Source organism: Enterobacter sp. AC1 (assembly GCF_050434705.1).
GTDB classification, from domain to species: Bacteria; Pseudomonadota; Gammaproteobacteria; order Enterobacterales; family Enterobacteriaceae; genus Enterobacter; species Enterobacter cloacae_L.
The window spans coordinates 251,931-268,812 of record NZ_JBNDIZ010000002.1 but is presented as its reverse complement, the minus strand read 5'-3'; the positions used below and the strand labels follow the sequence as shown (position 1 = coordinate 268,812).

Here is a 16,882-nt window from a genome sequence, read left to right as displayed (position 1 = left end):
TTTCATGATGAATCACAGATCAATAGTTAGATTCATTCCTGAGCCAAATGATGACTCACAAATTCTCTCGTAAAAATCAGTAAATCCATTACTAATTCTATAAATATTTCCGAACTCATTTTGCTCAGCGATATAAAACTTTTGGATATCATACTCTGCATGTAGATGAGTTCTATCCCAATAATACACACCATGGCTTTTACTGCCATTTAATATAAGGTAAAAGTTACCTCCAGGATCACCGCCAATGATTAATTTATCATCAATAAAATCAAGTTCATTTAAAAAACACTCATTTTGACGAAAAATGTCGTGATTAGGGTTTTTCATATTTATTCCAAAAAGGGCATAAAAAGCTATAACCCCTTCATCGACACCTTCGTACTCCAGTTCACAAAAATCTGGAGATTTTACAACAAAACCATTTTTCAACCTGAGAAATTCTTTATAATCTTCTGGCAAACCGACTTTAAATTTTGCCTCCAAAATTCTAATTTCATCTTTTGTGTTGGGTTTACCGCATGAAATAGGCATAAGCTATCCTTAGTATATAACTCCTTGATGTTAGATAATCCACCTCAAAAAAAATCAAACTACAATTAATTTTTACATACATAATTTAATTATAGCAATAAAGTCGGGAAAAATATCCCGACTTCTTATTTCAAATGCTTTCGAACTTGATAACAGATGGGGGAAAATCATCAGGGAATGATTTACATCTAATTTTATTTTTTAATAATCCCTCAAGAAAATCAGTTAGCCCACCATCAAAATACTCAACTTCTGGTGATCGTGCTGCAATAATAGCAACGGTCCATAACTCACTATTATCTTTAGAATTTACCACCCAGAATAGATAATCCCCATTATCGGTAACTCCTAACGGAATCAACCCATTATCCTTGGGATACAGTTGGAAATTATAATAATCCTTATCTGACGCAATCAGATAATTAAGGTCTTCCAAAATAAATTTATACTGTTCAAAAAAATTGACATCTTCATTTTTACTAAATGGGTTAAAAATAACAATAAAGTCCGCAATACGACCTGAACCATACTCATTTATAAACTCAATATAATCAGAGGGGAAAGGTAAACCATCCTCAATCTGTGGCCATTTCATTCCCTTCCCCGAATCCGAAGGGGCGACAGGTGCTGCTAATATTGTAATCAGTTTATTTATTGACATATTTACATTCCTGGAGGATTAAGTACTGTGACATGTTCGAAGAACCCTCCAGTCCCCTCTGCTTTAATTGTAATTCCAGCAGGAATTCTGGAAGGACCATGATAAATAGGAGTTATATTCAAATCAATAGTTTCCCCCTGCTCTAATGCTTTCCTTATTCGACCTTCAACAGCACTCATTACAGGTGTGTTAGCTGGGCGCTGCTGGATAGTTACTAGGTTTCGTACATCATCCCCAGAGCCACCTAATTGACGACCAAGCAAATGTCCTCGAGCTCGATTAGAGCCAGCACCAGTAATAAATCCAGGTGGTTGAATATTAGGATTTGCATGCGTTCCAGTATTTATATGAGTCGCATTTAATCGGGCTTGAACGCCTGTTGGACGACCTAAATTATCCAGTTCACCATATTTGATACCACAATTTTTTAACCCCAGCGGATCGATCCAAGTGAGGGGATTCGGCGCATACTGATAAAGGTTCCACCCACCATTCAGCCCAATCGGGTCCTGCACAATAAACCGCCCGACCTGCGGGTCGTAGTAGCGGAACAGGTTATAGTGCAGTCCCGTTTCACCGTCAGCGTACTGCCCGGCATAGCGCAGCGGCTGGTGTGCCATCGCCGAGCAATTCACAAGCCGTGAGAACCCTTCGCTCTGGTGGCGTACCTCGCCAAAGCTGCCGTACTGGCCGCTCCAGCGCACCGCGCCGCGCTCGTCGGTCACTTCCAGCGGCGCGCCGTTCAGGTCGGTGTTGAACCAGTAAATCTCACCGCTGCTCTGGTCACGAAGGTGATCCACCCGCGCCAGCGGGCTCCAGGCTTCATTCGGGTCGTATACATACGTGCTGCACAGCCCGCTCTCCTGCTGCTCCTGCAGCAGGCGGTAGCCCTGCCACAGGAAGCGGGTGTTGGTAGTGCCGTGCGTCGTGGTGACGATTTTGCGCGTGCGGCGGCCCAGCGCGTCGTAGTGATAGCGCGCCTCAAAACGTCCTTCCGGCCCGGTTCCCCGGGCGGATACCAGACGGTTCTCAGCGTCATACGCATAATGCTGCTCATACAGCCCGTTGCGGCGGCTGACCAAGTTGCCCCAGTGGTCGTATTTCATAAACAGCGCCTGCCAGTGCTGCAGGCGGTTATCCGTGACCGGTACCGCATCGTCATTGGCGGCGAGGTTGTCCGCGGCGTCGTAGCTGAACTGCGCGCGGCTGTGCCCCTGTCGGGCCTCGTAGTGCTTCAGCAGACGCCCTTCGGCGTCGTAGCCATAGTCCACCTCACCGCGCAGGGTGTCACTGACGCCGGAAAGCTCACCGCGCGCGGTGTAGCGATACAGGCGTTCCAGTAGCGCCTGCTCCGGCAGGGTCACGTCCGTGCTCACTTCGCTGCGCTGCAGGGTGCGTCTGCCGAGACTGTCATAATGACGGAGCTGCTCGCGCGCGCCCTGGGTGCGGCGCACCTCGCGGTGCAGGCGGTCGCGGGTGAACTCGGTCACCAGCTGCTGCCCGAAGCGGATGGCGCTGACGTGGCCGGAGCCGTAGTGCAGCCAGGCCAGCTTTTGCTCGCCGGGCAGGGTCAGGCCGGTCAGGTTGCTCAGGGCATCCCATTCGTAGCCCACCTCGCCGTTAATGCCGGACTCGCTCAGCACGCGCCCGGCGGCATCGTGGCGGTAAGCGATCTCATCGCTTTCGATACCCAGGGCAACGCCTTCGGCGGTTGGCGTGCGGCGGATGCGGGTGATCTGGCCGCTCAGGTCTCGGAAGTAGCGGTACTCCGCGTGGCGCTGAGTGCGCCCGATCAGCAACCCGCTGTCGTCATAGCTGAACTGCTGGACGCGACGGGCAATGCCGCCGTCGGCGGCAGGCCGGCCGTTTTCTTCGAGCGCGCAGAGGAACCCTCGTGCGTCCCATTCCATATGGCGCACGGTCTCGTCCGGGCGCGTTTCGCTGAGCGGGCGACCCACGGCGTCGTAGGTGAAGCGGTATTCCGCCCCGTTGCCGTTATCGAGTCGCAGCAGGTTACCGCGCGGGTCGTAGCGCCACTGGCGCACGCGGCCAATACGGTCGGTAAGGCTGACCGGGAGGCCGAGCGCGTTATAGGCCCAGCTTACCTCGCTTTCCAGCGGGTCGCGCCAGCCCGTGAGCTGGCCGCGTTCGTTCCACACCAGCGACTCGCGGCTGCCATCCGGATGGATCACGGCGCTCAGCAGCCCGGCACGGCTCCACTCCCGGCGCGTGATATTCCCTTCCGCATCCTCGCTGGCAATCAGTTGCCCGAAGCGGTCGTAGGTGAAGCGGGTGACGCTGCCGGAGCAGTCGGTGCGCTGCGTCAGCAGCCCCTGGTGGTTCCAGACCAGACGCACCACGCCGCCGATGGCGTCGGTAATGCTCTCCGGCAGATTTTCTTCATCGTCGGGATAGCGATACGCGGTAGTGCTACCGGCCGGATCCGTTTCCGACAGCAGGCGACCGCGAAGGTCGTACATGGCCTGCGCAGATGTGCCGTCCGGGTAGACCGTGCGGGTGATGCGGTCGGTCAGGCGATGCCAGTGATACTCCGTGCGGCGGCCCGCCGGGTCCGTCTCGCTGGTCATGCGGCCGTATTTGTCCCACGTGCTGCGGCGCATTGCGCCGCCCGGCAGTATGACGTCGCAGAGCTCGCCGTCGCGGTAAACAAACGTCGTCTGGCGACCGTCGTAATCCGTGAAGCGCGCGACGTTGTCGTCGTCATCCACCAGCCAGTGCGCCTGCGCGCCGTCTTCGCGGGTCGCGCGGCGGGTGCCGTTGTCAAAATCGTATTCGAACGTCAGCTGTTCGCCGCCGCTGTGGCGGAAGCCGACCACGCGCGGCAGGCCGTCAATCTCCCGCCAGCGATATTCGCTCAGCAGGCCGTTGGCGTCCTCGTGGGCGCTCATCAGCCCGTCCTGCCAGCTGAAGCGTCGGCGCACGCTACCGCCCCGGCCGGTCACGGAGACCAGCTGGCGTTGTTCATCATAAGCGTAACTGACCAGGCAGATCTCGTCATCCAGCCAGGCGCCGAGGAGCCTGTCACGGTCGTAGCGGCAGACCACGCATTGGCCCGCGCTGTCGGTCAGGGCATGCAGGGTATTATCCGCATTCCACTCGAAGAGGATATCGTTGCCGCAGGGTTCAGAGATGCGCTGGAGCAGCGACGGGGCATCATCCTTAAGCGGCGCATAGTGCCAGCGCTCGCCGCTAACGTCATACACCGACCAGCTGTCGTCCTGGTGATGTTCAAGCCAGTTTTTTTCGCTTTCGCAGTAGGTGCGCAGCCCTTTCGGGACCTTCGGGAAGGCGACGTAATCGCCGGACGGCGCGCGCCACACCAGACCGTCCTGAAACGTCTCCAGGCGGCTTTCCCAGAACAGGCTCCAGCCGCGGCCCAGCACGCTGTCGCCGGGGTTGCCGCTGCGCCAGTAGCGCTGCCAGCGCACCGGCAGACGGGAAGGCAGGACGAAGTCCAGCTCATCATCCCCGCTGAGAAACTTCTGTCCGCTGACGATATCCACCGGGCGGGCGATGATCCCTGCGGCCGCCACACCTGTCATCAGCGTGCCGGCGCGACAGGCGATACGGGCCAGCTTGTTGATGCCGGGGATTTTGCCCAGCAGCTTTGAGAGCGCCCCGACTTTGCCAGCGGCACCGCCCCACCCGCCGAGCAGGCCGGCGAACAGCAGGGTTAGATCGGAGACTTTGTAGAGCCACTCGGGCACTTCAGACTGAATGGGCAGGGTTTGCTGCGGGTCGCCGCCGATAATGACGTTGTCCGAACCGGTCATCACCTTCGCGTCGCAGGTGGTGCGATCCCCGATGCGGGAGGCAGGCTGGCTGTTAATGGAGACGCGCTTAGAGCCTTCGGCCATCTGCTGCGAGCCGTCGTCAGAACAGTCGACGGTGCTATCGGTGGCAAGCGCGGCGGGTTTACCGTTGATAAACACGTTGGGCGAGCCGGAGGTGATGACGCCTTTCTTCGTCATGCTGGATGCCCCGGCGTCCGCGATGCTGTCCCGGGCGGCGGTTGCCAGCTCCCCGGTGTAATACCCCACGGCCAGGCTGGCACCGACGAGCAGGACGCCCACGCCAAGACAGGATGCGCCGAGACCGGCAATAAACATGGCCCCCGCCAGAATGCCCCCGGCGGCGGCAATCAGGCCACCGACAATCGTTCCGGCAATCATCCCGGCCAGCGCACCGGAGTGGCCGATATCATCACCAACGCGTGCTGCTTCAAACATAACAACGGTCCCTGAAGTTAATGGTGGAAGCGGAAGCTCCTGAGAAGATCGCCAAACAGCGCACCGTCGGCATCGCCCAGCGCGCGGGTGCAGGTCATGGTGAACACCAGAATGTTATCGCCGTCGACGTTAAACACGGCCTGCTGCTGCCAGATGCGTTTCCCGTCGCGCAGGTAGCTGGCATGGACGGTTTCACCCTGTGAAAGGCCGTCGCCCAGCGTCGCGGCGCTGCGCTCACCCTGCTTCCAGCCCTTGATGTGTTTTGCCATCAGGGCGAGCTGGCGATCGATATACGCGGCAAGCGCCTCGCCGGGGTTGAGGGCATCGCGAGAGATGTTGAACGCTGGCGCGTCCGCAGCGGGCGGCGCGAATACGTTGACGGTACGATCCTGATAACCCTCAGGAACGTTGATCAGTCCTTCACTGAACAGGCACTGCGAATGTTGTTCTGACATTGAGCGGGTCCCACCACATATTTTCAGAAGCGGTAAGTTTCGCATATGTGTTTAAGGCTGACTATCCCCAGATTATTGCCCCACCGACACGCTCGCCGACAGACCCGCCACCAGTTCAATCCCCTGCGGCAGCGTGTCGATATGAATGCGCACCGGCACGCGCTGCGCCAGCCGCACCCAGCTGAAGGTAGGCTCGACGTCGGGCAGCCCCAGCCCGCCCGTCTCATCATTGCTGTCTCCAATCCCATGCCCAATGCTCTCCACGTGACCCGTGATGACAGGCTCATACCCCATCAGCACAACCTGCGCGGCATCCCCGACGTGAATATGGCGCAGCCTGGTCTCCTCGAAGTACCCCACCACCCAGAAGCTGTGGGCATCGACGATGGCAACCTTTGTTTCCCCCGCCGTCGCGTAGTCTCCGGGGCGAAGCCGCAGGTGCGTGACGTACCCCGAAACCGGCGCACGGACGGTGGCGTGCGCCAGATTAAGCTCAGCCAGATCCAGCGCGGCCAGCGCACCGTGATAGTTGGCCGCCGCGACGTTCGCCGCGCTGCCGGTTTGCTGCAGATCTTCGCTGGAGATGGCGTTTTTAATCAGCGTGCGTCGCCGGGCCGCATCCTGGCGCATCAGCATTTCATGGCGTTTCGACTCGACGTCCGCCTGCGCGCTGACCACCGCCAGCTTAAGCCAGCGCGGATCGATGGTGTAGAGCACATCGCCCCGGTTCACCCACTGATTATCCCGCACGGCCACGCTGATGACCGGCCCGGAGACGTCCGGCGCAATCTGCACCACGTCCGCCCGCACGCGGCCGTCTCGGGTCCACGGCGTTTGGGCGTAGTGTTTCCACATCATAAACGCCAGAAGCGTGGCAGCTGCGGCCGCGCTTAACGTCAACGCATAGCGAGTCAGTAAAGAGAGCAGTGATTTCATGACAATAACCCCAACGCGGTCAGGCCCTGCATCAGCAGGAAAAAGGTGACAATCCAGGTGGAAACGTCCAGCAGCGGGCGAAACGGCAGGTGCCGGTAGAGCCTGCTGAGAGAGAAAAGCGCCACGAGGCCCAGCGTGCAGACCAGCGCCGCGAGGGCGACCATCAGCAGCCCCGGAATAAAAACGCCGCCGATATTGAGATCGTTAACCATGGTCTGGCTCCCGTAATGCACAGTGCAGATCCAACAGCCTGAAGACAAACTGGCGCGTATGTTCATCTGCCGCAGGCAGGTGCCGCTCGATGATGTCGGCGATGCGTTCGCGCAAGGGGCTGCTGTCTTCAGTTGCAATCTGATGAAAAAGCCCGGAGACCTCCCTGCCGGGCGGTGTTTCATCGCGGCGTAAATGCATAACCGAAAGCCCCAGACGCAGCGCGTGCAGCAGCCGGTCAAGAGCCTGCTCTGGCGCATGTTCACTCCTCTGCAAACGCGGCAGCAGCAGAGCGGTGCGGTCCATCATCAGGTTTATCCAGTGCGTTTCATCAACCCGCAGCGTGCCCTTCACGCTGCGGCGAATGTCGCGCTGGCACAGGCTCAGCAGGCGCGCGATGGCGGCGTCCGCCTGCACGGTTTGCAGCAGGCTCATGCTGACGACGGCGAAGCCGGTGGCGGCAAAGAGCGCAATGGCGGTGTTGGCCGCTACGGCGAAGTTTCCGCTGTAGCGCGCGCCCATCTCGCACAGAATGGGCAGCGTCAGGGTGATCCCCATCGCCATAAACGTGGTGGGCGGACGCGCCTGAAGCGACCCGGCCAGCAGATACGCCGGGGCAAGCACCGCCACCAGCACCGGGAAATCGCTCACCTGCGGCAGCAGCGCAAAGCTGTAGAGCAGGCTAATCAGCACGCCCCAGAATGAGCCAACGATGTACTTCACGATATGCGGTGCCGGGGTGTCGAAGCTGCCAAACAGCGTGCAGCAGACGCCGAGTATCGACACAGCCGTTGCGCCGTCCGGCCACGCAGAGAAGATCCAGACCAGGCATCCGCTCAGGATAATGGTGAAAGCCCCCAGCGCCGTGCGGGCTGCAGTAAGAGGATCCCGGTGGAACACGTAGCCTTTTGCCGCACGGGTTGGTACCTCCCCGAAGACCGGCTTCGCGTGGCGAATGGCCCCGGAAAGGCGCTCGCACTGCTGCAGAAGAGCGATAGCCTCCGAGAGGTAGCGGATAAAACTGACCTGCAGCGCGTCGTCAAACGTCTGCGCCTGCGCGGCATATCGCGCGATGAGCTGCGCGCTGCGGTGCCTAAGCGCCTCGCCGCCGCGGCTGCCGCCTTCAGCGGCAAGCCAGGCCTGAACGTCCTCCAGCAACGTCTGCACGTCGGCGGGCAGGGTTCCGATCGCCGGCAGGCGGTCGTGTAATTCACAGTTGACGATAACGAGCCGAGCCAGCCGATCGTGAATCGCTTTTCTGGCCTGCCGCACCGGGGCTGAGAGGGCAAAATCGTACGGAATATGGTGGCTGATGCCCTGCAGGAACTGCAGCGCCAGGGCCAGATGCAGCGGGCCGGAAGCCGCGTCGGGTTTGCCCGCTAAGGTATCCGCCACCCGCCCGCGCGCGGCCCGTAGCGTCCAGGATAGCTTAGCGTTGAACTGGCCCGATACCCGCGCGGGCAGCACGTAGCGGTGGATCAGCGCCGCGCAGAAAATCCCAATCGCGATCTCCTGCACGCGGACAATGGCGACGTTGAAGATGCCGCCGGGATCGGACACCGCCGGAAAGCCAATCAGGCTCGCGGTGTAGCCCGCCAGCACGAAGGCGTACGCCCGGGGCGTGCGCTCCAGCAGGGAGAGCCATAGGCAGAACGCGATCCAGCCCGTCAGTACAACGCTGCACAGGATCGGCGTATTGGCGAAGGTGGGCACAATCAGAACGGTCGCGCTGGCCCCGACAACCGTACCGGCCAGCCGGTAGAGGCTTCTGCTGAGCGATGCCCCCACCGACGTCTGCGACACGATGTAAACCGTAATAATCGCCCACGAGGGACGTTCGAGGCCGATCGACAGGGCGAGGTAATACGCGAGCATCGCCGCGGCAAAACTCTTCGCGGCGTAGATCAGCGCCCCCGCGTCGTTTCGCAGCGCGGGGTGAGAGAACATGTTTTTCATGCCGGGATTATTACCGGCTTGCAGACCTGCTTAAATACTTTATTCTGTCAAAAAATACCTAAATGTTGCCAGAATCGTGATGCCCCAACTTGCTCATACGCTGTATGACCCTGACTCTAGCGCCTCGCCTGCCGTGGCGCGTCATCTGGACTTCGTGGACTACGCCGCGGAAGTGCCGGTACACACCCACCGCAAGGGGCAGCTGATTATTGCCCGCTTCGGCGCGGTCAGCTGTTATGCGGAAAACGATATCTGGATCGTGCCGCCGGACTGCGCCGTCTGGATCCCGGGCGGGATCCCGCACAGCGCGAAAGCGACCTGGAACGCGCACCTGAACTATCTGTTTATTGAGCCCGGCGCGGCAGCGCTGCCGGAGACGTGTTGCACGCTGGCAATCTCGCCGTTGATTAAGGAGCTGGTCGATCGACTGACGCATGAGGGCGTTGATTATCCCCCCGACGGCCACGTCGCCAGGCTGACCCGGGTGACGCTGGACGAGCTCGCCAGCATGCCCCAGCAGAAGCTGAGCCTGCCGGTCTCAGCCGACCCGAAAATTCGCGCCATGGCCGACGCGCTGGTCAGCCGTCCGGAGGACAGAAGCACCCTGAAGGCGTGGGCGAAGCGGCTGGCCCTCAGCGAACGTTCTTTTGCGCGGCTGATGCAGCGCGAAACGGGGCTAAGCTTCGGGCGGTGGCGCCAGCAGCTGCATTTGATTATTGCCCTGCGGGAGCTGGCAAGCGGCGTGCCCGTCCAGAACGTGGCGACAACGCTCGGGTACGAATCCGTGAATGCGTTTATCACCATGTTCAGAAAAGCGATGGGCAGCACGCCCGCGCACTACTTTGCCGAACGGAAAAACAGCGGCCGTTAGCCCGGCGGGGTACGATCTTAGCCAGGATTCCTCCGCGCTTATTGCGGCCATTTAAACACCAGCAAAAGGATTTCAGCTCTCCCGCTTTAACCGTTTTCACAGCTGTCGCTACTTGCTGGCGGGTATTCTGACGAGCTATCAGGAGCTATTAATTAACTCATAAATCGTCAAATTGATGTAGCCCTAATAACAGTTCAACTATTTATTACACTTGCAATCATTATTCACTTAATCAAATTTTAAGTTAACCCACGATATTAATCATTAATACTTTATCCATTTCCAAACTGTAAGATCCCATCCTTTCTTAATATTCATCAACGAAACCGCAGATTTTTTTATATCCATGTCGTACAAAAATTGACGAGCAACTTTGGAAGCGCTAGCGTTGCAATAGTTACATAACCCACTAACCCAAAAGGGTTTTTCAGAATTTCCTTAAATGGAGTTTATACAAATGGCTATTCCCGCTTATTTATGGCTTAAAGATGATGGCGGTGCCGATATAAAAGGCTCTGTCGATATATATGGTCGTGAAGGAAGTATCGAGATAATCGGACTGAATCACGGCGTGGCGCAACCAACCGACAAGCATAACGGCAAGGCAACCAGTCTACGCGTCCATTCTCCCTATTCTTTCGATAAAGAGATAGACGCCTCCAGCCCCTATTTGTACAAGGCTGTCAGCACAGGTCAAAAGTTTAAATCCGCAGAGGTCAAATTTTATCACATCAATGATGCAGGACAGGAAGTGGAATATTTTTCCACCTGCATGGAGGGCGTGACGATCGTGAGTGTCTGTCCAATGATGCTTGACGTCAAAGACCCTGACTATGAGAAACATAACCATCTTGAGCTGGTGGAACTGCTGTATGAAAAAATTACCTGGCGCTATGTCGACGGTAACATCGTGCATTCAGATAGCTGGAACGACCGCAAGACGGCATAAGGATAACGTTATGGGATGGAAGTATGAGCAGTCTACCGGCAAGATGTATAAAGACGGCAAATTAATTGAGACCGGATATTCAGGTGCTCTGACAAATAAAAATAACCCGGACCGTCAGCATGTGAAAGGACTGGGGCCACTGCCTCGCGGGACGTATAAAATCGCGGGTCATTCGAATTCTAAAGGACCGATAACCATCATTCTTGAGCAAACCTCGGGCGAAAGTTTTGGTCGCTCAGAATTTCGCATTCATGGTGACCACAAGTATGGTCCCGCCGGTTTTGCATCCGAGGGATGCATCATTCTCTCACCGTCAACGAGGCGTAAGATCCTTCGCGACGGCGGCAAGCTAGAGGTTGTACGATGAAATACCCGATCGTACTGCTGCTATCTGCTTTTATAGCCCCGGCATTCGCTGGCGCAACTGACTGGTCTTCTGCACTTAAGGGAATCGCCTCAGGTGATGCACACTGGATTGAGCAAGCCCCGGCGCTGTCTGCCGTGGCTGATGGGGATCAGGCGCAGCGGCTAGAAGATGCCCTGGCCGCTGCGCTCACAACAAACACGGACGCCACGCTAAAAACGCTCCGCACCATTGACGCTGGAAAATGGCCGCACATGGTAGGCAGCGATATCGTCTGTACCCCGCCTTTAGAGAAATCACCCACAGAAATCGACGCGTTCTATCAACTCACACGCCAGGCGCTACTGGAAACCGTAGACGGTGCTCGGTGCCTCTGGATTCTGGAGTCCACAATGGAAGAGTTAAAAGCAGACAAAGCCCGTCAGCCTAAGTAAGAGTCACCCGGCGCACAACGGCCGGGTCTTTTCATCGCTCCAGACCGTATCTCACCCCGGCCCCTCGCTCCCCGCCGCCAGCAGCGGCACCACCACGTCGCTGATGGGTACCGCAATACCGTGTTTGCGGCCGTAGCGCTGGATCACGCCGTTGCGGATATCCCACTCCATCGGGCGATCGGCCTGACGGTCGGCAAGGATCGACGTGCCCAGGTCCTCAGGCGCGCGCTGGAAGTTCGCCAGAATCTCCTGGGCCACAGCATCGTCCAGCTTCGCCCCTTCGGCGCGGGCGACGGCAAGCCCCTCGCGCAGATAGGCCAGCGAAAGTTCGCTGACATCCTCACGTCTGAACATCCCGGCGCGGCGGTTAGCCAGCACCATCAGCCCGGCAACCGCGTTTTGCAGCAGCTTGCGCCAGGCGACGCTCGCGAAATCTTCCGAGAGCTCAACCGCGCAGCGCGTATCGCGAAGCGCCTCCACTACCCGCTGCGCCTGCGGCACGTCCGGCAGCGTCAGGCGCGGTTTGGCACGCAGCCACACGGAGGCATCCGGCTCGCGCTGCGCCGGGAACCAGACCACCGACGGCAGCACCGTCGCGCCGTTGACCCACGGCTCCAGCTGGGCTTTCTGCTCCACGCCGTTTTGCAGCGCGCAGACCACGGTGTGTTCATCGCACAGAGCCCGCAGCCACCCGGCGCTGTCGGCATTTTGCGTCGTTTTTACCGCCACAAACACCAGATCGGCGGGGCGCGTGATGGCGGACGGATCGGTTAATACCGGCCCCGGCACCACCGTTTCACCCTCGTCGTAGCGTAAACGCAGTTCAGGATGCGCGGTACGTCCGCAGAGCTGCGGCGTACGACCAGCCTCGTGCAGCACTGCGGCAATGGTGGTACCAATTGCACCCGGTCCAAGCAGCGCTATGGTTGGATAGTCAGACATGAGTCACTCCCCTTTTCGCTAAGCCTGCTAACAGTTATACCACCCTGAAAAGTGAGCGCCACGTCGTTGTCTATACTCAACACACAACAGACAACGGAGTGCGCCATGCCTTTACCTGATTTCAAATCCTCTGAACCTTTTACCCTCGGCATCGAACTTGAGCTGCAGGTGGTTAACCCGCCGGGGTACGATCTCAGCCAGGACTCCTCCGCGCTTATCGCCGCCGTCAAAGACGACATCAAAGGCGGCGAGGTCAAACACGACATCACCGAAAGCATGCTCGAAATCGCCACCGGCGTGTGCCAGAACATCGACCAGGCGGCCGCGCAGTTCTCGGTGATGCAGCAGAGCATCCTGCGCGCCGCGGCGGAGCAGCATATCCAGATCTGCGGCGGCGGGACGCATCCGTTCCAGAAGTGGCAGCGGCAGGAGGTGTGCGACGACGAGCGCTATAACGTCACGCTGGAGCGCTTTGGCTACCTGATTTTGCAGGCAACGGTGTTCGGCCAGCACGTCCACGTCGGCTGTCGGACCGGGGATGACGCCATCTACCTGCTGCACGGCCTGTCGCGCTTTGTCCCGCACTTTATCGCCCTGGCCGCGGCCTCACCTTACATGCAGGGCACGGACACGAAGTTCTCCTCGTCGCGGCTTAACATTTTTTCAGGGTTCCCCGATAACGGCCAGATGCCGTGGGTCAACAGCTGGCAGGAGTTCGAGGGGCTGTTCCGCCGCCTGAGTTCGACCAGCATGATCGACAGCATTAAAGATTTGCACTGGGACATCCGCCCCAGCCCGCACTTCGGTACCGTGGAGGTGCGGGTGATGGATACGCCGCTGACGCTCGGCCACGCGATTAACATCGCAGGACTGATTCAGGCGACGTCCCACTGGCTGCTGACCGCGCGGCCGTATAAGCATCAGGAGAAGGATTTCCTGCTGTATCGCTTTAACCGTTTTCAGGCGTGTCGTTATGGATTAGAGGGCATTCTGACTGACGTGCATACCGGCGAGCACAAGACCGTGGCGGAGGATATCGCCTGGCTGCTGGAGCAGGTTGCGCCGTCGGCCGAAAAGCTCGGCGCGACGAGCGCAATCAATGAAATTGCCCTGCTGTTAAAGCAGGGCAAGAGCGAGGCGCAGCGCATGCGGGAGTTTATCGCCGACGGCGGCTCGCTTATTTCTCTGGTTCAGAAACACTGCGAGCTGTGGGCGACGAGTCCGTAAGGCCGTGGCCCCACTCGCGCAGGCGCTGGAACAGCACGAACAGCGCGGGGATGAAGATAATCCCCACCACCGTGGCCACCAGCATGCCGCTGAACACCGTGGTGCCGATGATGCGGCGGCTCTGGGCTCCCGCCCCGGTCGCCAGCATCATGGGCAATACGCCGATAATGAACGACACGGCGGTCATCATCACCGCGCGGAAGCGGCGCGAGGCCCCTTCCCGCGCGGCATCGACAATCGCCATCCCGTCCATGCGCCGCGCGCGGGCAAACTCCACGATCAGGATCGCGTTCTTGGCGGCGAGGGCTATCAATAGCACCAGACCTATCTGCACGTACACGTCGTTGGCGTATCCCGCCAACCACAGCCAGACCAGCGCCCCGCCGATGGCGAACAGCACCGAGAGCATCACGCTCGCCGGTAGCGTCCAGCTCTCGTACTGGGCGACGAGGAATAGCCACGCCATGACCACCGCCGCCAGCACGATCCACATCGCCTGGTTGCCGGTCTGCTGCTCCTGATACGACATGCCGCTCCAGGCATAGTCGTACCCGGCTGGCAGGTTTTCCGCCAGAATCTCGCCCATCGCCGCCATCGCGGTGCTGCTGCTCACACCGTCCGCCGCCGAGCCGCTCACCGACACCGACGGGAACTGGTTGTACTGCTGCAGGAACGGCGCGCCGACGGTCGGCGTAATGGTGACCAGGTTGCTCAGGCGCACTCGCTCACCGCTGTTGCTGCGCACGTACAGTTCGCTAATCTGCCCGGCGCGCTCGCGCCACTGCATCTCGTTCTGCATGACGACGTGGTAAACGCGGTTATTCACGCTGAAATCCCCGGCGCGCGTGCCGCCAAAGGCCGTTTGCAGGCTGCTGAAGATACGCGACACCGGCACGTCGAGACGGGCGGCGCGCTCGCGGTCAACGGTCAGCGTCAGCTGCGGCACGTTGCTGCTCCAGGTGGTGAACACGCGGTTCAGCTGCGGGTGCTGGTTGGCTTTCGCGAGCACCTCACGCGTCACGCGCTCCAGATCCGCCGGGCTCTGCCCCGCCTGCGCCTGAATGCGCAGGTCAAAGCCGGAGGCGTTGCCCAGCCCCGGCAGCGTCGGCGGCGCGAAGGTCATAATGGTCGCTTCCGGCAGGACCAGCAGCTGGCGCTGCAGGGTGCCCATCACCTCATCCAGCGGCGGACGTTCGCTCCAGTCTTTGAGCATGATGGAGATAAACCCGCCGTTGGAGGCGCTGGTACCGTTGAGAATGTTAAACCCGGAGACCTGAATCACGTCCTCCACCGCCGGGTTTTTGGCGATTAATTCGCGCGCCGTGGTCATCACCGCCTCGGTACGCTCCAGCGAGGCTGCTTCCGGCAGCTGGACGCTGGCGAAGAAGTAGCCCTGGTCTTCCTGCGGCAGGAAGCCTTTAGGCATCGACGTAAAGCTGAACGCCACCACGGCCGCCGCGCCTGCGGTGGCCAGCAGCGCCAGCCACGGGCGCAGGTTTAAAACGTTCACGATGCGGGTGTAGAAACCGCGCGTGGCGTCCAGCCCGCGGTTAAAGGCGCGATAGAGTGCCGCAGGTTTCTCCGGGCGCGGACGCAGCAGCATCGCGCACAGCGCGGGCGTCAGGGTCAGCGCCACCAGGCTTGAAAGCGTCACGGCGGTCGAGAGCGTCACCGCGAACTGGCGATAAAGCTCGCCGACAATCCCCGGCAACAGCGCCACCGGCACAAACACCGCCAGCAGCACCAGCGTCGTCGCAATGACCGGCCCGGCAATCTGGCGCAGCGCCAGCGCGGTCGCCGCCGTGCGGCTCTGCCCTTCCGCCATCAGCGTTTCGACGCTCTCCACCACCACGATGGCGTCATCCACCACCATGGTGAGTGCCAGAATAATGGCGAACAGGCTGAGGGTGTTGGCGGAGTAACCGAGCGTGTAGAGCACCGCAAAGGTGCCCACCAGCGACACCGGAATGGCGAGCGCGACGATCAGCGTTGCGCGCCAGCTTTGCAGGAACAGGGAAACCACCACCACGACCGCCAGCATGGTCAGCGCCAGGGAGACGCCGATCTCTTTGATCGTCGCCGCGACAAAGGTAGTGGTGTCGAATTTCACCTCATAGACCAGGTCGTCCGGGAAGCGCGTCGAGAGGCGCTCCAGCTCCGCGCGCACCGCGTCGGCCACGCGTAGGGCGTTGGCGGACGGCGTCGGGTAGATGCCGAGGTAGGCGGAGTCGTGCCCGTTCAGCTGCGCGCCGGAGCTGTAGCTGCGCGAGCCGAGTTCAATGGTGGCGACGTCCTTCAAGCGCACCAGTTGGCCCATCTCACCCGCGCGGATGATGATGTCGGCAAAGTCTTCGGCCTGGCTTAAGCGCCCCAGCCCGTTAATGGTCAGGGTCTGCTGCTGGCCGTTAAACACCGGCGGCGTGCCGACCTGGCCTGCCGCCCCCTGCACATTCTGCTCGCGCAGCGCCTGCGCCACGTCATCGGTCGTGACGTTCAGGGCGTTCATGCGGTCCGGACGCAGCCAGATGCGCATGCTGTAGTCGCGCGCGCCGAACATCTGTACCTGCCCGACGCCCGGCAGGCGAGACAGCGCCTCGCGCACCTGGGTGCTGGCGTAGTTGCTGACGAACAGCGGCGTGTGGGTGTTATTCGGTGAGTAAAGACTTACCCCCATCATCAGGTTGGTGGCCCGCTTGCGTACCTGCACGCCGTTTTGCTGCGCCTCGGTCGGCAGCTGCGCCACGGCCTGCGCCACGCGGTTCTGCACGTCGATGGCGGCAAGGTCCGGATCGGTACCCGCCGCAAAGGTAATGTTCAGGCTGTAGGTGCCTTCGTCCGAGCTGGTGGACTCCATGTAGAGCATGTGATCCACGCCGTTTAGCTGGGTCTCCAGCGGCGTGGCGATGGCCTCCGCCACGTCAGCCGAGCTGGCGCCGGGCCATGACGCTGACACATTCACGACCGGCGGCGTGATCTGCGGGTACTGCTCTACCGGAATAATCCTCAGCGCGATGGCCCCCAGCAGGGTGATGACCAGCGCAATGACCATCGCGAAGCGCGGGCGTTTGATGAAAAACGTCAGCATGATGGCTC

14 protein-coding genes are annotated in these 16,882 nt (G+C 59.5%); 5 read left to right on the top strand and 9 right to left on the bottom strand.

All coding sequences use genetic code 11. The features are described 5' to 3' along the window. Window positions 1–12: 12 nt before the first annotated feature. From M2433_RS06125 to M2433_RS06095, 7 genes are all read right to left on the bottom strand, one after another. Window positions 13–534, bottom strand: coding sequence for an SMI1/KNR4 family protein (locus M2433_RS06125; RefSeq protein ID WP_429053505.1), 522 nt, complete (start codon window positions 532–534; stop codon window positions 13–15). Between the two features lie 130 nt (window positions 535–664). Then, window positions 665–1,195 carry an SMI1/KNR4 family protein gene (locus M2433_RS06120; RefSeq protein WP_429053506.1) on the bottom strand — a complete coding sequence of 177 codons (531 nt, stop codon included), beginning with the start codon at window positions 1,193–1,195 and terminating at the stop codon, window positions 665–667. A gap of 2 nt (window positions 1,196–1,197) precedes the next feature. Then, window positions 1,198–5,445: an RHS repeat-associated core domain-containing protein gene (locus M2433_RS06115; protein WP_429053507.1), complete on the bottom strand. Its 4,248-nt coding sequence runs from the start codon at window positions 5,443–5,445 to the stop codon at window positions 1,198–1,200. A gap of 17 nt (window positions 5,446–5,462) precedes the next feature. Continuing rightward, on the bottom strand, window positions 5,463–5,900 hold the full coding sequence (locus tag M2433_RS06110; RefSeq protein WP_047347183.1) for a DcrB-related protein: 438 nt from the start codon (window positions 5,898–5,900) through the stop codon (window positions 5,463–5,465). A 72-nt stretch (window positions 5,901–5,972) separates the two neighbouring features. Next, window positions 5,973–6,836 carry an efflux RND transporter periplasmic adaptor subunit gene (locus M2433_RS06105; RefSeq protein WP_429053508.1) on the bottom strand — a complete coding sequence of 288 codons (864 nt, stop codon included), beginning with the start codon at window positions 6,834–6,836 and terminating at the stop codon, window positions 5,973–5,975. After that, window positions 6,833–7,048 carry a DUF1656 domain-containing protein gene (locus M2433_RS06100; RefSeq protein WP_429053509.1) on the bottom strand — a complete coding sequence of 72 codons (216 nt, stop codon included), beginning with the start codon at window positions 7,046–7,048 and terminating at the stop codon, window positions 6,833–6,835. The genes M2433_RS06105 and M2433_RS06100 overlap by 4 nt, the downstream gene beginning before the upstream one ends. After that, window positions 7,041–9,002, bottom strand: a complete 1,962-nt coding sequence (locus M2433_RS06095; protein WP_429053510.1) for an FUSC family protein — start codon at window positions 9,000–9,002, stop codon at window positions 7,041–7,043. Before M2433_RS06095 ends, M2433_RS06100 begins: the two co-directional genes overlap by 8 nt. 79 nt (window positions 9,003–9,081) lie before the next feature. On the opposite strand from M2433_RS06095, the gene M2433_RS06090 reads away from it, so the two are divergent. The 4 genes from M2433_RS06090 to M2433_RS06075 all read left to right on the top strand — a co-directional run bounded on the left by M2433_RS06090 (window position 9,082) and on the right by M2433_RS06075 (window position 11,620). After that, window positions 9,082–9,873 carry an AraC family transcriptional regulator gene (locus M2433_RS06090; RefSeq protein ID WP_429053512.1) on the top strand — a complete coding sequence of 264 codons (792 nt, stop codon included), beginning with the start codon at window positions 9,082–9,084 and terminating at the stop codon, window positions 9,871–9,873. Between the two features lie 457 nt (window positions 9,874–10,330). Further along, window positions 10,331–10,822 carry an Hcp family type VI secretion system effector gene (locus tag M2433_RS06085; protein WP_429053513.1) on the top strand — a complete coding sequence of 164 codons (492 nt, stop codon included), beginning with the start codon at window positions 10,331–10,333 and terminating at the stop codon, window positions 10,820–10,822. A 10-nt stretch (window positions 10,823–10,832) separates the two neighbouring features. Further along, window positions 10,833–11,189: a tlde1 domain-containing protein gene (locus M2433_RS06080; protein ID WP_320386163.1), complete on the top strand. Its 357-nt coding sequence runs from the start codon at window positions 10,833–10,835 to the stop codon at window positions 11,187–11,189. Further along, on the top strand, window positions 11,186–11,620 hold the full coding sequence (locus M2433_RS06075) for a hypothetical protein (protein ID WP_429053515.1): 435 nt from the start codon (window positions 11,186–11,188) through the stop codon (window positions 11,618–11,620). Before M2433_RS06080 ends, M2433_RS06075 begins: the two co-directional genes overlap by 4 nt. Before the next feature lie 51 nt (window positions 11,621–11,671). Here M2433_RS06075 and M2433_RS06070 read toward each other — a convergent pair whose 3' ends face one another. After that, window positions 11,672–12,562 (bottom strand): oxidoreductase, encoded by an 891-nt coding sequence (locus M2433_RS06070; protein WP_429053517.1) that lies wholly within the window; start codon window positions 12,560–12,562, stop codon window positions 11,672–11,674. A 105-nt stretch (window positions 12,563–12,667) separates the two neighbouring features. Between M2433_RS06070 and M2433_RS06065 the strand changes: the two genes are divergently transcribed. Further along, window positions 12,668–13,789, top strand: a complete 1,122-nt coding sequence (locus M2433_RS06065; protein WP_029741715.1) for a YbdK family carboxylate-amine ligase — start codon at window positions 12,668–12,670, stop codon at window positions 13,787–13,789. Here the strand turns inward: M2433_RS06065 and M2433_RS06060 are convergent. Continuing rightward, the gene (locus M2433_RS06060; RefSeq protein WP_429053518.1) at window positions 13,740–16,874 is read right to left on the bottom strand and encodes an efflux RND transporter permease subunit; all 3,135 of its coding nucleotides are present in this window, start codon (window positions 16,872–16,874) and stop codon (window positions 13,740–13,742) included. The two genes, M2433_RS06065 and M2433_RS06060, sit on opposite strands and share 50 nt — an antisense overlap. Between the last annotated feature and the right edge of the window lie 8 nt (window positions 16,875–16,882).

What these genes read in the sequence shown, in the direction of transcription:
- M2433_RS06125 (WP_429053505.1), bottom strand. Translation starts at nt 534, where the DNA reads ATGCCTATTTCATGCGGTAAACCCAACACAAAAGATGAAATTAGAATT.
- M2433_RS06075 (WP_429053515.1), top strand. Translation starts at nt 11,186, where the DNA reads ATGAAATACCCGATCGTACTGCTGCTATCTGCTTTTATAGCCCCGGCA.
- M2433_RS06080 (WP_320386163.1), top strand. Translation starts at nt 10,833, where the DNA reads ATGGGATGGAAGTATGAGCAGTCTACCGGCAAGATGTATAAAGACGGC.
- M2433_RS06100 (WP_429053509.1), bottom strand. Translation starts at nt 7,048, where the DNA reads ATGGTTAACGATCTCAATATCGGCGGCGTTTTTATTCCGGGGCTGCTG.
- M2433_RS06110 (WP_047347183.1), bottom strand. Translation starts at nt 5,900, where the DNA reads ATGTCAGAACAACATTCGCAGTGCCTGTTCAGTGAAGGACTGATCAAC.
- M2433_RS06095 (WP_429053510.1), bottom strand. Translation starts at nt 9,002, where the DNA reads ATGAAAAACATGTTCTCTCACCCCGCGCTGCGAAACGACGCGGGGGCG.
- M2433_RS06105 (WP_429053508.1), bottom strand. Translation starts at nt 6,836, where the DNA reads ATGAAATCACTGCTCTCTTTACTGACTCGCTATGCGTTGACGTTAAGC.
- M2433_RS06115 (WP_429053507.1), bottom strand. Translation starts at nt 5,445, where the DNA reads ATGTTTGAAGCAGCACGCGTTGGTGATGATATCGGCCACTCCGGTGCG.
- M2433_RS06060 (WP_429053518.1), bottom strand. Translation starts at nt 16,874, where the DNA reads ATGCTGACGTTTTTCATCAAACGCCCGCGCTTCGCGATGGTCATTGCG.
- M2433_RS06085 (WP_429053513.1), top strand. Translation starts at nt 10,331, where the DNA reads ATGGCTATTCCCGCTTATTTATGGCTTAAAGATGATGGCGGTGCCGAT.
- M2433_RS06065 (WP_029741715.1), top strand. Translation starts at nt 12,668, where the DNA reads ATGCCTTTACCTGATTTCAAATCCTCTGAACCTTTTACCCTCGGCATC.
- M2433_RS06070 (WP_429053517.1), bottom strand. Translation starts at nt 12,562, where the DNA reads ATGTCTGACTATCCAACCATAGCGCTGCTTGGACCGGGTGCAATTGGT.
- M2433_RS06120 (WP_429053506.1), bottom strand. Translation starts at nt 1,195, where the DNA reads ATGTCAATAAATAAACTGATTACAATATTAGCAGCACCTGTCGCCCCT.
- M2433_RS06090 (WP_429053512.1), top strand. Translation starts at nt 9,082, where the DNA reads ATGCCCCAACTTGCTCATACGCTGTATGACCCTGACTCTAGCGCCTCG.